Origin of the sequence: Litchfieldia alkalitelluris, assembly GCF_002019645.1 — a bacterium.
Taxonomy (GTDB): Bacteria; Bacillota; Bacilli; order Bacillales; family Bacillaceae_L; genus Litchfieldia; species Litchfieldia alkalitelluris.
This window is the reverse complement of record NZ_KV917374.1, coordinates 5,284,000-5,297,738: the sequence shown is the minus strand read 5'-3', so window position 1 is coordinate 5,297,738 and position 13,739 is coordinate 5,284,000. Positions and strand designations below refer to the sequence as shown.

The window sequence follows — 13,739 nt, the reverse complement described above, 5'->3', positions numbered from 1 at the left end:
AAAGCATCTGACAACAGATGCTTTTAGGAATCACTGAGTAACTGGAATCGTTATATTAAATGTCGTTCCTTTTCCCTTTTCACTATCAACCTCAATATTCCCTTTAACCTTATTAATTGTACTGTAAACCATTAGCATCCCGAGACCAGTACCTTCTTCTTTAGTAGAAAAATATGGCTTACCTAAGCGTGCAATTTCTTCTTTCGTCATACCAATACCAGTGTCTCTGATTTGAATGATGATACTTTGCTTTTTTTCAGAGATGTTAATGACTAAAGTTCCTCCACCTTTTTCTTTCATTGCTTCAATTCCGTTTTTATATAGGTTGATTAAGCATTGCTGGAGTTGATTTCGATCATATCTCGTATTTAAGTGATTGTTAAAACTATATTGCACATCAACCTGATGCATGGTGGCATAGGGAATGATGAGGTTCTTAGTGTATTCCGTTTCAGTCTCAAAGTTAGAATACACCATATTTTCTGATTGTGGCTTGGCAAATGAAAGATAATCGCTCACAATTTGTTCCGCTCGATTTAGTTCTTGTAGCGATAATTGAATATATCTTTTCTCATCCGAAGTGATTGTCTTTGACTTATTTAACAACTGAAGAAAACCACTTGTGACGGTTAATGGATTTCTAATTTCATGTGAAACACTTGCCGATAACTCACTTACTACATTTAATCGTTCAGACTGTAAAAAGCGTTCGCGATTTTTTAAATTAGCAATAATTTGTTCGATTAAGATCATGAGGATTATACTCATTCCTATATGAGTGGTTATAGCATGAAAAGCGATTTGCCAAAATTCGCTAGTCAATGTTTCGAAATAGGTACTTAAAAGGATGATATAAACACCCATATTAATAAAGTTAATAATTACTACGCATGAAATTCGCTCTCTAGTATTATATTGGATAAATTTTTTATGAAGTAAGGGTACTAAAATAAACACCACTGTTGACATTAGAAAAGAATTGAAAGTTCCTTCTCCACCTATATAAAATCGATATAGATTTAAGACAATGTATAGTGGAAATACATATTTGTGTCCTCCGTATAAAGCTACAATGATAAAGGGGATGTAACGTAAATCAAAATTAAAACCAAGCTTCATTTCGATTGGTGTGGAAAGACAAAGAAACATTGTTACTGTAGATAATAGGACAAGTGCGGCTTTATTATATGCTCGTGATCTATTTTCAAAAAATATAAGATAAATTAATACTGGAAACAGTAAAAACAAGAAATTCAATAATAATGTTTCAAACAAGGGTAAACTTCCTTTCAATTGTGATACTGTCGAATAATGTAGTATTTGGTCGCATCTTATTAATATTAACAGATTATTATTTTAGAGTTAATGGAAGATTCCTTCCAATATACATAATACTATGTTGAGATACTTTGTTAATATCTACTAGGTATCTATTAATTCCATATTTGATAGTCGTCCATTATACTATGTAAGTATGCAAGAGGAGAGTATTAGTCCATTACTGGTTATTTAATTACTAAAATTTTTAATAGAGTAAAGTGATGTTTAAAAGGAGGAACATAGATTGACGATTACAAAAGGAGAGACGATGGTTGTTACCGTAGACCGTTTAGATGAAAAAGGATCAGGAGAATCAATTAACTGGCGTGAAAATGAATTTGGGAACCCCAAAAAGCTTAAGTTAACCATTCCGCAAACTCTCCCTGGTGAAAAAGTTCGTGTCCATGTCGACCAGCCAGAACGGAGAAGAAGGAAAGCGATGGTAGAAGAGGTACTTGAGGCAAATTCAGAAAGAACTGCGCCTCCATGTCCGCATTTTGAAAAATGTGGAGGGTGTGTTTGGCAGCACTGGGAATATAGTGGACAGTTAAAACAAAAAACGAATCATGTTAAACATGCAGTAGAAGCTCAAGGCTTTAATCCGGATTTAGTATTAGACACAATTGGGATGAATCAACCTTGGCGATATCGCAACAAGATGGAGTTCACATTTGCGCAAGACGGTTCACTTGGATTACATGAGCAAGGTAACTTCAGGAAAATTATCTCATTAGAAACCTGTTTAATTGCAGGAGAAGAAATGGTCGAAGCTGCCATGGAAGTAGCGGAATGGGTGAGAGCGCACCAACTAAGAGGGTATAACAAAGATTTACACGAAGGATTACTTCGTCATTTAATGGTTAGACAGTCTTTTGTAACCGGTGAAATCATGTTAGCTCTTTTTGCAACGGAAGCACCTGAGGGACCTCTTAATGATGCTGCAAAAGATTTGGTAAAACGAATTGGGGAAAAGTTCCCGCAAGTAAAAAGTTTATTATGGCTTGAGAATACAGATTGGGCTGACCGTACACAATCGGAAAAAAATCATATTTTAGCAGGACGTGATTTTATCTATGATGAAATGGCAGGCTATCGTTTCCGTCTGTGGTTTGATACTTTTTTTCAAACCAATCCGACTCAAGCTCAAAAGCTAGTTGAGCTAGCAATTGAACTAGGCCAACCGAAAGAGACGGAAAAAATGATTGATCTATTCTGTGGTGTTGGGACATTTTCCCTTCCGTTTGCTAGTAGAGTAGGAGAGTTAGCTGGGATTGAGATTGTTGAGAGTTCGATTGAATCAGCTAAGCGAAATGCAGAAGATAATGGAATCTCTAATACATCCTTTCTCGCAAAAGATGCGAGAAAAGGAATTGATCAAGTGCTAGAGAGCTTTGGAAACCCGGAACTGTTACTTCTCGATCCTCCGCGATCAGGTGCAGGTGGAAAAGTAATGAGAAAAATTGGCCGTTCCAAACCAGAGCGTGTTGTTTATGTTTCCTGTAATCCAGATACATTTGCAACAGATATTAAAGAACTTGAAGCTTTTGGTTATCAATTAAAAGTTGTTCAACCAGTGGATTTATTTCCGCATACAGTCCATGTTGAATGTGTTGCATTACTAGAAACTCAAGATAGTTAATCGCTAAAAAGAGCTTTCCAAAATGGAAGGCTCTTTTACTATTTTTTTTGTTAAGTTCCAAATAAGTGGGTTCTTTTACCCAATCTGAATAATTTGCATTGAAGGTAGCTTATAGCTACACCCTTCTGGTAATTCTGCATGTAGCTTTACTGTATCTCCTTCAATTAAAGAGAATAGCTGTGTGGAGAAGAGGTTATTAGATGTGAATGTTTCTGTTGTCGAAGAAGCTATATAAATAGTATCATTTACGACGATTTGGAATGTTGCAGGCTGTGCTTTTTGTTTTTCGTCTGACTCTACCTGTACTTTATAGGTTAATTGATACACTCCTGATTTTAATACTTGTAATCCGATTGGCGTTAACTCAATATCCTGCAATGGTCCAGCGATTGTAAAAATAATATCACCAGATACATTTGAAGTTGATGGTGAGTAAGCAAAACCATGAGCTGCGGTTAAGGGACCAGAAGGCCCAGGGGGTCCAGGTAATCCAGGATCTCCTTGTGGTCCACGAGGTCCAGGAAATCCACGATCTCCTTGTGGCCCAGGAGGTCCAGGTAATCCAGGGTCTCCTTGTGATCCGCGAGGCCCTTGAATTCCCGGAGGGCCCTGTGGTCCACGTTTACAATAGCATCTAGGATAGGGATTGCAATGTGGGCAGTTTTTCATTTTGAAACTCCTTTCTTATTAAACTGTTCAGGGGCACTCACTAAAATTGCGTACTTTGCTCTACTGTCTAATATTAATTGGCACATTGACTAATACTCCCCCAGAGCTTGATTGAATAGAAATGGAACGTGTTGCATCAGGTTGAACATTAGATGGCTCCACGCGGTACTCCCATCCTCCAAGGGCATCTACTGGAATCTCGGCTAGAATCGTACCACCTAGTACATTTCCGAGATAAATTGTGATCGTATTTCCAGGTCCTACTACACTTGAATTTCCTGAAATTCTCCATTCTAAATCATCTGTTCGAAACTGTGCCCTTGTAACTGTCAAGGTATCTGGAACCGTTGATATGACCGTATCATCGAACGATGTTCCTCCAGGTCCACTTGCGCTTAATCTGAAGGTGATTGGATCCGGTTGAGATGGAAATGTGAATGTTGCTGTTGTTGTATTAGCGTTATTTATCTGAACAGTAGGGCCGGTGAGTTGTTCCCACTGAAGACTAGTTACGTCGCCAGATACAGTACCAGTTAACGTAACGACTGTTCCTTGTTGTACTACTTGATTCGGTCCTGCATTCACGATCGGGGCTGATGCGGATTCGATTACGTTAATATTAACAGTGTCAGTGGATGGTCCACCATCACCATCTACAGTTAATTCAAAAGAAAGAGTTTGGATCGAACTAGGTGCTGTGAATGTAGGTGTGACTGAACTAGCATCTGAAATAACAACTGAGTCCCCAGCAATTTGCGCCCAATTAAACGAAGTGATTGGCCCAGTTGAATTGGCTCCATTTAGTGTCACTGTTGCATCAAATAAGACGGTCTGGTCTGTTCCTGCATCGGCTGTTACGGGGATAGGTGTATCCGGATTTCCGGTCACGGTCACTGGAATCGTTCTTTCTCCCCCTACATCTGAAAGGATTGTAACTTGGTCAGGGGAAAATGGAGATGTTGTAGTATAGGTGCCCTCAGGAGGAATGATTACTTCACCATTACCGAAGTCTAATATGGTTAGCGTACGCGTACTAACTTCATCACTTGATTCCGCTTCAATTGTTAGAGTTTGTGTGGTTGTATCATAGATTGCAGTAGCTGTTATGAAATCGACGGGGACAACTTCCTTTATACTTTCAGCGCTATTGTCACTTACATTAGTCACTGTAATGGTACTAGGAGGAGTGGAGCCTATATAAGCAACGCGAGCAATATATTTTCCATTTATTCCTTGCAAAATCGTAGGGTCGATTCCTGTTCCTGAAACTTCTATTGTTTGAGGGAGATCTTCATCAGTCCAGGCGAATACATCGATGACTCCACCGGTTGCTGTTGTTTGAGAATATGTTGCTCTAGTTACTTCAACACCAGAAATGGTAGAAATGGTACCTAAAAGTGAAAATTCCCTTGTTTCAATGGTGTTATCCGGATTAAAACCCGGTGTAGTGGCACGATCTGGTGAACCAATACCAATCCCAGGACCTTCAATTCGGAAAATATTTTGTGGTTGTCCTGTAGGGTCAATAAGGATACTTCCTATGATCGGATGTAGTATATTAGGGTCACCGACATATCCTTCAGGTGCTTCTGGGGGAACCTGAGGATTCCATTGCAAAAATGGATGAACACGACTGTTGAGAGCTAACTCAAACTCACCACCGTTGCACCCCCCAATGTCTTCTGTAAAATTGATTTCTGCAAACTGATCATCGGGATCATCTCGTTCGGCAATAAACGTGTCTGTACCATAAGGATGAGTAACCGTATATTCAGCATCGGGTACAAGTCCCTCAACGCGAACACGAACCCTTCCAAAAACAATTTGATCTCCGTCAGTGGGTACTTCGGTAACGAAGGCAGCTTCTAAGGCTAAGACGAGACGTGCTCTTTCCCCTGTACCGGTTGTCATTTCTGCTTCAGCAGCTTGATAAAAAGCTTCGCTTGGAAAGTTGCTAGGAAATGAAACGGGTAAAGATGGATTGGGTAAATCAGCAATAGTGATTCCTGAGTATGGGTCATTTGGATTGACATTCAACCCTAGGCGTAGCCCATTCGTATCTTTGTACCAAACTGGGAATCCATTAAGAGCACTAATTGGACCAACTTTCATACAATTTCCTCCTTATTCGTTAATAAGGCTATTTTTAAAAGTTTTGTTGTGTTGAATGGTTAGAGCATCTTAACTCTAAAACCTAGTGAATTGACATCTTATTTTATTAGAAAACTTTACAACAGTTAAGTTCAAATACATCTAGTTCAATTAGCAACATCTTTTAGAAAAGGGCCTTTTTAAAGAAGATTTAACTCTTATTTTATAAAGCGGGTACAAAACTTGAAAATCCTTATACTAATAGTTAAACGTTCTTCTATTAGTAAATGAACAAGCCGATAAGTTGTGATTAAAAGAGGCTCTTTTTTAAAGGGATAACAAGAGTTTAAACATCATTCTGAAGTTCTCATTTAATGATAATCTAAAGGGAAATGACAAAAAATAGACATGGCATAACGGGTGTGATTCAATTGATATAAATGAATGAACAGGTGTGTAGAAGTGTAAAGGAGGAACAAATGTGAAAACAGTTGTGGTGGTTGGTGGAGGTATTACGGGTCTATCTACCATGTACTATTTGCAGAAAATAAAAATGGAACGAAATTTAGACGTCAAGTTAATTTTGGTAGAACGTAATGAGTACTTAGGTGGAAAAATTCACTCAGTTAAACATGATGAATTTATAATGGAAACCGGAGCAGATTCCATTGTTGCGCGACATGAAAGTGTTTTACCCTTAATAAAGGAGATAAATTTAGAAGCGGAACTTACATATAATGCAACAGGCGTTTCTTATATTTACACAAATAATAAGCTACATCCAATTCCTAAAGATACTGTATTTGGAATTCCGATGAGCAGAGAATCATTGTTCAGTAGTACATTGATCTCTGAAGAAGGTAAAAAAGAGGCCTTAAAGGACTTTAAGCTTGAAAACGAACATTTTACAAAAGAAAGCTCTGTAGGTGAATTCCTCGAATACTTTCTAGGTAAGGAACTAGTAGAAAAGCAAATTGGTCCAGTGTTATCTGGTGTTTATTCTGGTGATTTATATAAATTAACTCTAGCTTCAACATTGCCTTATTTATTAGAATATAAAAATCAGTTTGGGAGCATTATCGAAGGGTTGTCACATCATAAGGAAAAATTTAAGGCTTCAGCAGATAAAAAGTTCATTTCGTTTAAGGGGGGCTTATCTGCTCTTTTGGCTGCTCTAGAAAAAGAGCTAGAGGAAACGAAGATTATAAAAGGCGTTGAGACCTTATCGATCGAAAGTGGTATTGATAAAAAATATGAAGTTTCTTTTGCAAATCATCCATCGATAATAACAGACTATGCCGTTTTAGCTACTCCGCATCAGGTTGCACAAAGCATTTTAAAACAAGATGTGTTTAACGATGATTTCACGAAATTAAGAAATTCATCGCTAACTAGTGTGTATTTGGGCTTTGATATTCCGGATGAAAATCTTCCTGCTGATGGTACGGGTTTTATCGTTTCTGAAAATAATGATATCCATTGTGATGCATGTACTTGGACAAGCAGGAAATGGGAACATACTTCTGAAAAAAGGAACTTATTAGTTCGTCTGTTTTATAAAAGCTCAAATCCATATTATGAAAAATTAAAAGGGTTGAATAAAGAGGAACTTGTTCAAGTTGCTTTAGATGATATTAAGAAAAGTATTAAGATTGAGGCAAAGCCTAAGGTTGCTGAGGTGACTCCGTGGAAGGACTTGATGCCGAACTACAGTTTAGAACATAGCCAAGCGATTACAGCTTTAACTAATAAGATTTCTGAAATACTTCCTGGTGTAATTCTTGCGGGCAGCTCCTATTTTGGCGTCGGTATAGGAGCCTGTATCCAGAATGGTAAGGAAACAGCAGAGGGTATTGCAAGAGAATTAAGCTAATCGACCTTCCTTCAAATGATGCATAAGTGCTCGCATTTTTGAAAAAACTGACTGTGTATGATTTAGAAGGAGGGTATTATATGGCACGTGGAAAAAGCTTTGATCATAAGAAAAAAGGTCATCCTGGTCCATTACCAGAAGCGGCTGAAATGAAAGAACCAAAAAATGTAACTCATGAAGAAGAATACTTGGTCACCAAAGAAGCATTCAAAAACCGTATTGAAGAATAAGATAGATATTTAAGGGAAAATCGACAGGTGCAAGGCACCTGTCGATTTTTGTCAGTTGAACTCCGCTGTAAAATTATCAGTACAGCTAAGTTTTGAAGTCTGGATATTTAAAAGCGGTTGACAGAAAATTAGATACAAATTAAAGTGGTATAAGTCATTATGTCAATTATTGTCGAATAATCAAATTTTTAAATCGCTTCAGGAGGAAACATCATGAATGAAAACGGAAATAATCGTGAACAATGGGGTTCACGTGTTGGATTTATCCTTGCATGTTTAGGCTCGGCAGTTGGATTAGGAAATATTTGGAGGTTTTCTACAACAGCAGGTGAAAATGGGGGAGGGGCCTTTTTAGTAGTCTACCTTCTTATTGTATTATTAATTGGAATTCCTGTGGTTATGGCAGAATTCACAATTGGAAGAAAAGCTCAAAGTGATGCAGTTGGTGCTTTCCAAAAGCTTGCTCCAGGAAAACCATGGTTTATTGCTGGATTTATGGGAGTAGCCTCTTCGTTTATCATTTTATCATTTTATGCCGTTGTGGCTGGTTGGGTAATGAAGTACTTTTTCGGTTATATTACGGGTGCTTTAGTAAATGTACCTGAAAATGATTTTACAGGTTATTTCGTTAATTTTATTGGTAAGCCAGTCGAACCAGTGCTATGGCAATTTATTTTTATGGCTATGACAATCGGTATAGTTGTAGTTGGAGTGCAAAAGGGAATTGAGGCGTCGAATAAATTCTTAATGCCTATGCTCGGAATTTTGTTGGTGGTTCTTGCAATATATAGCCTAACCCTTGGAGGAGCAAAAGAAGGATTAACATTCTTATTTAGTCCAGATTGGAGTAAATTATCTGACCCTCAGCTATATCTTGAAGCACTAGGACAAGCTTTCTTTTCTTTAAGTTTAGGGATGGGTGCTCTTATTACCTATGGTGGTTATTTAAAGCAAGAGAATAAGTTACCAACAGCTGCATTAAGTGTAGGAGTCTTAGACACATTTGTGGCAGTCCTAGCTGGTATTTTAATTTTCCCAGCCGTGTTTGCTTTTGGTTTAGATCCAGCTGGCGGTGCAGGTTTAGTATTTATGACCTTACCAAATGTCTTTGATCAAATGGCATTTGGTGGATTAGTAGGGGCAGCCTTTTTCTTCTTACTATTTGCTGCAGCTTTATCTTCTTCGGTTTCTTTGTTAGAGGTTGCAGTTGCTTACTTTATGAGAAAATTTGATTGGAACCGAAAAAAAGCTGTTTTGATTATTGGTAGCATTATTTTTGTATTGGGAATTCCTTCTTCTATTTCCCAAGGTGCTGTTCCTATTACGGTTATGGATCGAGACTTTTTAACGTTTATGGATGAGCTTTCTGGTAATATCCTTTTACCTCTAGGTGGACTTTTCATCGCCTTATTTATGGGTTGGGGTGTAAAAAAAGCCGATGCTCTTCGTGATTCAGACTTTGGAAATACCGTTATCGGTCATCTTTGGTTTTGGAGCGTTCGAGTATTAGCGCCAGTTGCCATTCTGCTTATTTTTCTAAATAAGATAGGAATCATAGGTTAATTTTTGAAAATAATGGATGGAGATTTAGAATCTGGAAAAGATTTTAAATCTCCATTTTTTATATACCCTGAAGATGGACGAGAGATGGCTGTTTTGCTAGTATTAGGAAATAAACTTTAACAAGAAATGAAACTTACATAGAAAGTTGGTAAAACAATGAAAGAACGAAGCGTGATTTTTTTCGATATAGATGGAACCTTGCTAAATCATGATAAAAAATTGCCTGCATCCACAAAGGAGGCCATTTTTAAATTGAAGGAGCTAGGTCATGAAGTAGCAATAGCGACAGGCCGGGCACCATTTATGTTTGAAGATTTACGAAAGGAATTAGGAATTAACACTTATATTAGCTATAATGGACAGTTTGTTGTGTTAAATGGAGACGTTATTTACACCAATCCATTAAATATAGCAGCCATTGAAAAGCTCACAGATGTTGCGCTTGCCAATGATCATCCGGTTGTCCTAATGGACCATGAGGATATGAAAATGAATGTTCCAGACCACCCATATATTACTGAAAGCATTCAATCTTTGAAAATAGATCACTTTCCAACCCATGATCCAGATTATTATAAAGAACGTGATTTATATCAAACACTGCTTTTTTGTGCAGAGGGAGAAGAAAAGCAATATGAGCAGAACTTCCAAGAATTCGATTTTATAAGATGGCATCCTGTTTCTGTTGATATTCTTCCTAAGGGTGGTTCAAAGGCGATGGGGATCGAAAAGATCGTTGAAAGATTGGGCTTTCCTAAGGAGCGTCAATATGCCTTTGGCGATGGGTTGAACGACATAGAAATGCTTTCAACAGTTTTCAACAGTGTTGCGATGGGAAATGCAGAAGAAACAGTAAAATCTGCTGCTAAATATGTCACCAAATCAGTTGAAGAAGATGGCATTCTTCATGGACTTGAGATGGTCGGATTGTTATAAAAGTGGATTTTATGAAGCGCTCGTATAGGATGGAATTCGAAACTATGTATTTCATGGTAGACCTATATGCGAATGAGTATTTGCACCATGGAGTATGAAAATAGTGCATTCACCTAGTGTGGAGTGAGCGGAGAGCCACTTAAATCCTGCGGGATCCAGTGGTCTCGTGAGACCCCACAGGAGCTGAGCCCCTGGAGACGAGGAGGCTCACGGACCGCCCCGCGGTATCCCGCGAGTGGATTGCAGCGAATGCAACTTACTAACCTCGGGTATTTTCATGGTAGCATCAAACCCTATACAATATCATAAGGTGGTACACCTTTAGGTATCTTATATTAACCAATCTAGAAAGAAGGTCTTAACAATGTTTAATTCCATTGTGACCGTATTATTTCAAGCTATCGTTCCACTATCAATACCTGTCATTGTTGGAGCGCTATTAACTAAGCATAAAAACTTAGATACTAAACCATTACAAACTCTACTATTATATTTTTTAATACCCGGCCTTATTTTTGATACGCTTTATACAGTAGATATTGTTATGGAGGATGTCTATAAAACTATTGGATTTTCTTTACTAAATCTTGCTTTATTATGGGGAATAGCTGTCATTTTAGGGAGAATATTTAAATTATCTTCTTCGGAGAGAGCTGGGCTGACATTAATCTCAACTTTTACCAACAGCGTAAATTATGGACTTCCTTTAGTATTACTCACAATGGGGCAATTAGGTTTGGAGAACGCTTCCGTTTATGTCGTTATTCAGATGATTATTGTAAATACGATCGGTATTTATTTTGCAGCTCGATCCCAATTTACCATTAAAGGTGCTATAAAAAAGGTCTTTTCTCTTCCAGCGATATATGCCACTATTGCAGCAATATTTTTCAAGACGATTCATCTTACAGTTCCAGTCGGAATTGAAACAGGGATGGCAATGATTGCAGGTGCTTACGCTCCGGTTGTTTTAGCAATTTTAGGTGCACAAATGATGAAGGTGAAAACAGAAAAGCTCGAACATACTGTAAAGACAGCATTTTGGATCGGGTTATCAGTCCGCTTGTTTCTGTCTCCGTTCCTTGCTTGGGTTTGCTTAACCATACTTAACATCGAGGGACCCTTATTTTCTGTATTATTCATTTTAGCGTGTATGCCAGTTGCTGTTAATTCAGTGGTATTAGCTGAAGAATTCAATGCTTCACCAAAGATTGTATCTAAAGCGATCCTGTGGACAACACTGGCTTCATTTATTCTTTTGCCGGTTATAATTAGCATCGTCACTTAGGTTTTTTTCAAAAAGAATGTTGCTAATTGCTTTAGTTAAAATTAGAAAACATATTTTTTTTCCATTCAGATGCTTGTTAAGTAAGAAGATACCACTCTACTAGTTCATATTGCATTTAATAAACGTTTGAAAAGTAACAAAGTACGAAAATGCCTTTCTTAAAGATTTCTTATATAATGTTTAAATGAACCATATTTCGTTCATACAGAGTATTATTAAGGAATTTTCAGGAGGAGTGCCCTTTATGGATGATTCGCTTTTGGGATTGTTGAATGAAAATAGTCAGCTAATGACGTTAATTATAGGTATTGTTGCCATTGTAGTTATTGTATCGATATTGCGGTCGGTTGTTCGAATGGTCATGCCAATTGTTATTGTAGGTTTAGTAATGGTCGTATTTTTGGGACACTCACCTAATGATGTCTTGAATAAGGGGAAGGAATTTGCTTCATTTGGTACAGATATTATTCAAGATATCATCCCTTTTTTAAAGCAAAAAGATGACCCGTTTTTTGATGGAGAAGCTGAAAAGGGGACAAGCGATTCACCATCAGAGTTTAATCCTTTTTCGAAGGATGAATTAGAGAAGTTTATCGATGAATATCAAGATAACAATGATACGGAAACGTTTGATAGTCAAAAGGATGAAGTTGATGTTAATAAGCTTTGAGAGCACATTCGTGATGAATTGTGCTTTTTTTATTGTCTATCCTGAAAAAAGAAAAGCGGAAGGCGCTTGTTCATCGGCGACAGGCACAAGACAAGACGGCTAGAATGTTGCTCTTTAACCTTCTAGGGTGGTTTGTCTTAGACCTGAGAGCCGATAGCGCCTGGAGCTAGACACTAAGCTAAGTATAATTTTTCATACTCCTTGGTGCTAATTTTAATTAGCATGGATGTCTACCCTGAAAATACCTAATGATGTAGAGTTCCATGAACTACGATCCACTTGCTTTCCGCGGGGTGGTCCGTGAGCCTCCTCGTCGCCAGGGGCTCAGCTCCTGTGGGGTCTCACGAGACCACTCGATCCCGCAGGAGTCAAGTGGCTCTCCGCTCATTCCACACTGATGAGTAAACATTTTCATTCACCATGGTGCGAAATACTTATTTAGCATGGATGTCTACCCTGAAAATACCTTTGGTTGTGGAGTTCCATGAGCTGCGATCCACTTGCTTTCGCGGGGTGGTCCGTGAGCCTCCTCGTCGCCAGGGGCTCAGCTCCTGTGGGGTCTCACGAGACCACTGGATCCCGCAGGAGTCAAGTGGCTCTCCGCTCATCCACACTGATGAGTAAACATTTTCATTCACCATGGTGCGAAATACTTATTTAGCATAGATATCTATCCTGAAGATTAGGTTGGGGATACGCCTACTTGGGGCAATGCCTAAAAGTTGGCCTATGGTTAACTTCCACATTGATTTCGCCTCGGCAACTGGATCATAGAATGTCTATGATTCACTTCCTCATATGTATTCGCCTCAGCAACTGGATCATAGAAGTCCAATGATTCACTTCGCCCTTGTTTTTGCCTCGGCAACTGGTTCATAGAGGGCCTATGATCACCCTTGCTTCAAGCATAAATCAGGATAGCCCCCATTAGAAACTAGTTAATGGTTTTAACCGGTAATAATCTAATGCTTGATTAACGTAATCAACATCATAGATCTTTTTCTCTATACAAAACTGAATAACCAAGTCCGACGTTTCACTTTCTGATAGGGAGTAACCAGCTGATGTTAATAGTTTTTCAGTTTCTGGTTTTGAAAGTTCAAGGGCTAAGGCAAGAGCAATAATTGTGTTTTTTTTTGGTCGATAGTTTGGAGTGGTCCGTATTTTGGAAAAGTGCTTACGATCAATTCCAGCCTTTTTGTAGGTGTCTGAATCGGTTGTCCCCTTTTTATCAATAAAACTAAACAAAACTTCTTTTAGAGTTGGTTTACGGTTTATTTTAATAAAATCTTCTAATTCACTTTGTTGGTTATTCAATATTATGTTGTTTTCAAGTAAGTCATCCGATTCGATACTTTTACAAACATCCAATAAGCGCACACTTGAATGAAGTTCTATATAGTCCTCTAATTCTTCAAAAAACTTTTCGCCGAGCATTTCATAAAACTCCTCCCTGAAAA

The 13,739-nt window shown here is 38.1% G+C and carries 11 protein-coding genes; 7 read left to right on the top strand and 4 right to left on the bottom strand.

Annotation, left to right across the window (positions count from 1 at the left end; all coding sequences use genetic code 11):
* Window positions 1-30: 30 nt before the first annotated feature.
* Complete coding sequence (locus BK579_RS24645) at window positions 31-1,275, bottom strand: ATP-binding protein (protein ID WP_078550100.1); 1,245 nt, start codon at window positions 1,273-1,275, stop codon at window positions 31-33.
* A gap of 289 nt (window positions 1,276-1,564) precedes the next feature.
* Between BK579_RS24645 and rlmD the strand changes: the two genes are divergently transcribed.
* Complete coding sequence (gene rlmD, locus BK579_RS24640) at window positions 1,565-2,959, top strand: 23S rRNA (uracil(1939)-C(5))-methyltransferase RlmD (RefSeq protein ID WP_078550098.1); 1,395 nt, start codon at window positions 1,565-1,567, stop codon at window positions 2,957-2,959.
* 75 nt (window positions 2,960-3,034) lie between these two features.
* Here the strand turns inward: rlmD and BK579_RS24635 are convergent, their stop codons facing one another.
* Together BK579_RS24635 and BK579_RS24630 are read right to left on the bottom strand one after the other, a co-directional pair.
* Window positions 3,035-3,628, bottom strand: a complete 594-nt coding sequence (locus BK579_RS24635; RefSeq protein WP_078550096.1) for a hypothetical protein — start codon at window positions 3,626-3,628, stop codon at window positions 3,035-3,037.
* A 60-nt stretch (window positions 3,629-3,688) separates the two neighbouring features.
* Window positions 3,689-5,740 carry a PKD domain-containing protein gene (locus BK579_RS24630; RefSeq protein ID WP_078550094.1) on the bottom strand — a complete coding sequence of 684 codons (2,052 nt, stop codon included), beginning with the start codon at window positions 5,738-5,740 and terminating at the stop codon, window positions 3,689-3,691.
* Between the two features lie 460 nt (window positions 5,741-6,200).
* On the opposite strand from BK579_RS24630, the gene BK579_RS24625 reads away from it, so the two are divergent.
* From BK579_RS24625 to BK579_RS24605, 6 genes are all read left to right on the top strand, one after another.
* Entirely contained in the window at window positions 6,201-7,592 is a 1,392-nt protein-coding gene (locus BK579_RS24625) for a protoporphyrinogen oxidase (protein WP_078550092.1), read from the top strand.
* Window positions 7,593-7,672: 80 nt separating this feature from the next.
* Window positions 7,673-7,822: a hypothetical protein gene (locus BK579_RS25955; protein ID WP_169891252.1), complete on the top strand. Its 150-nt coding sequence runs from the start codon at window positions 7,673-7,675 to the stop codon at window positions 7,820-7,822.
* A gap of 213 nt (window positions 7,823-8,035) precedes the next feature.
* Window positions 8,036-9,385, top strand: coding sequence for a sodium-dependent transporter (locus tag BK579_RS24620; RefSeq protein ID WP_078550090.1), 1,350 nt, complete (start codon window positions 8,036-8,038; stop codon window positions 9,383-9,385).
* Window positions 9,386-9,541: 156 nt separating this feature from the next.
* Window positions 9,542-10,321 (top strand): Cof-type HAD-IIB family hydrolase, encoded by a 780-nt coding sequence (locus BK579_RS24615; protein WP_078550088.1) that lies wholly within the window; start codon window positions 9,542-9,544, stop codon window positions 10,319-10,321.
* Window positions 10,322-10,685: 364 nt separating this feature from the next.
* Window positions 10,686-11,609, top strand: coding sequence for an AEC family transporter (locus tag BK579_RS24610; RefSeq protein WP_078550086.1), 924 nt, complete (start codon window positions 10,686-10,688; stop codon window positions 11,607-11,609).
* A 244-nt stretch (window positions 11,610-11,853) separates the two neighbouring features.
* Window positions 11,854-12,279 carry a hypothetical protein gene (locus BK579_RS24605; protein WP_078550084.1) on the top strand — a complete coding sequence of 142 codons (426 nt, stop codon included), beginning with the start codon at window positions 11,854-11,856 and terminating at the stop codon, window positions 12,277-12,279.
* Window positions 12,280-13,206: 927 nt separating this feature from the next.
* On the opposite strand, the gene BK579_RS24600 is transcribed toward BK579_RS24605, so the two are convergent.
* Entirely contained in the window at window positions 13,207-13,716 is a 510-nt protein-coding gene (locus tag BK579_RS24600; RefSeq protein ID WP_078550082.1) for a hypothetical protein, read from the bottom strand.
* Window positions 13,717-13,739 lie beyond the last annotated feature (23 nt).

Coding starts and splice junctions, on each gene's coding strand:
- BK579_RS24610 (WP_078550086.1), top strand. CDS start 10,686: ATGTTTAATTCCATTGTGACCGTATTATTTCAAGCTATCGTTCCACTA.
- BK579_RS25955 (WP_169891252.1), top strand. CDS start 7,673: ATGGCACGTGGAAAAAGCTTTGATCATAAGAAAAAAGGTCATCCTGGT.
- BK579_RS24615 (WP_078550088.1), top strand. CDS start 9,542: ATGAAAGAACGAAGCGTGATTTTTTTCGATATAGATGGAACCTTGCTA.
- BK579_RS24605 (WP_078550084.1), top strand. CDS start 11,854: ATGGATGATTCGCTTTTGGGATTGTTGAATGAAAATAGTCAGCTAATG.
- BK579_RS24630 (WP_078550094.1), bottom strand. CDS start 5,740: ATGAAAGTTGGTCCAATTAGTGCTCTTAATGGATTCCCAGTTTGGTAC.
- BK579_RS24600 (WP_078550082.1), bottom strand. CDS start 13,716: ATGCTCGGCGAAAAGTTTTTTGAAGAATTAGAGGACTATATAGAACTT.
- BK579_RS24620 (WP_078550090.1), top strand. CDS start 8,036: ATGAATGAAAACGGAAATAATCGTGAACAATGGGGTTCACGTGTTGGA.
- BK579_RS24635 (WP_078550096.1), bottom strand. CDS start 3,628: ATGAAAAACTGCCCACATTGCAATCCCTATCCTAGATGCTATTGTAAA.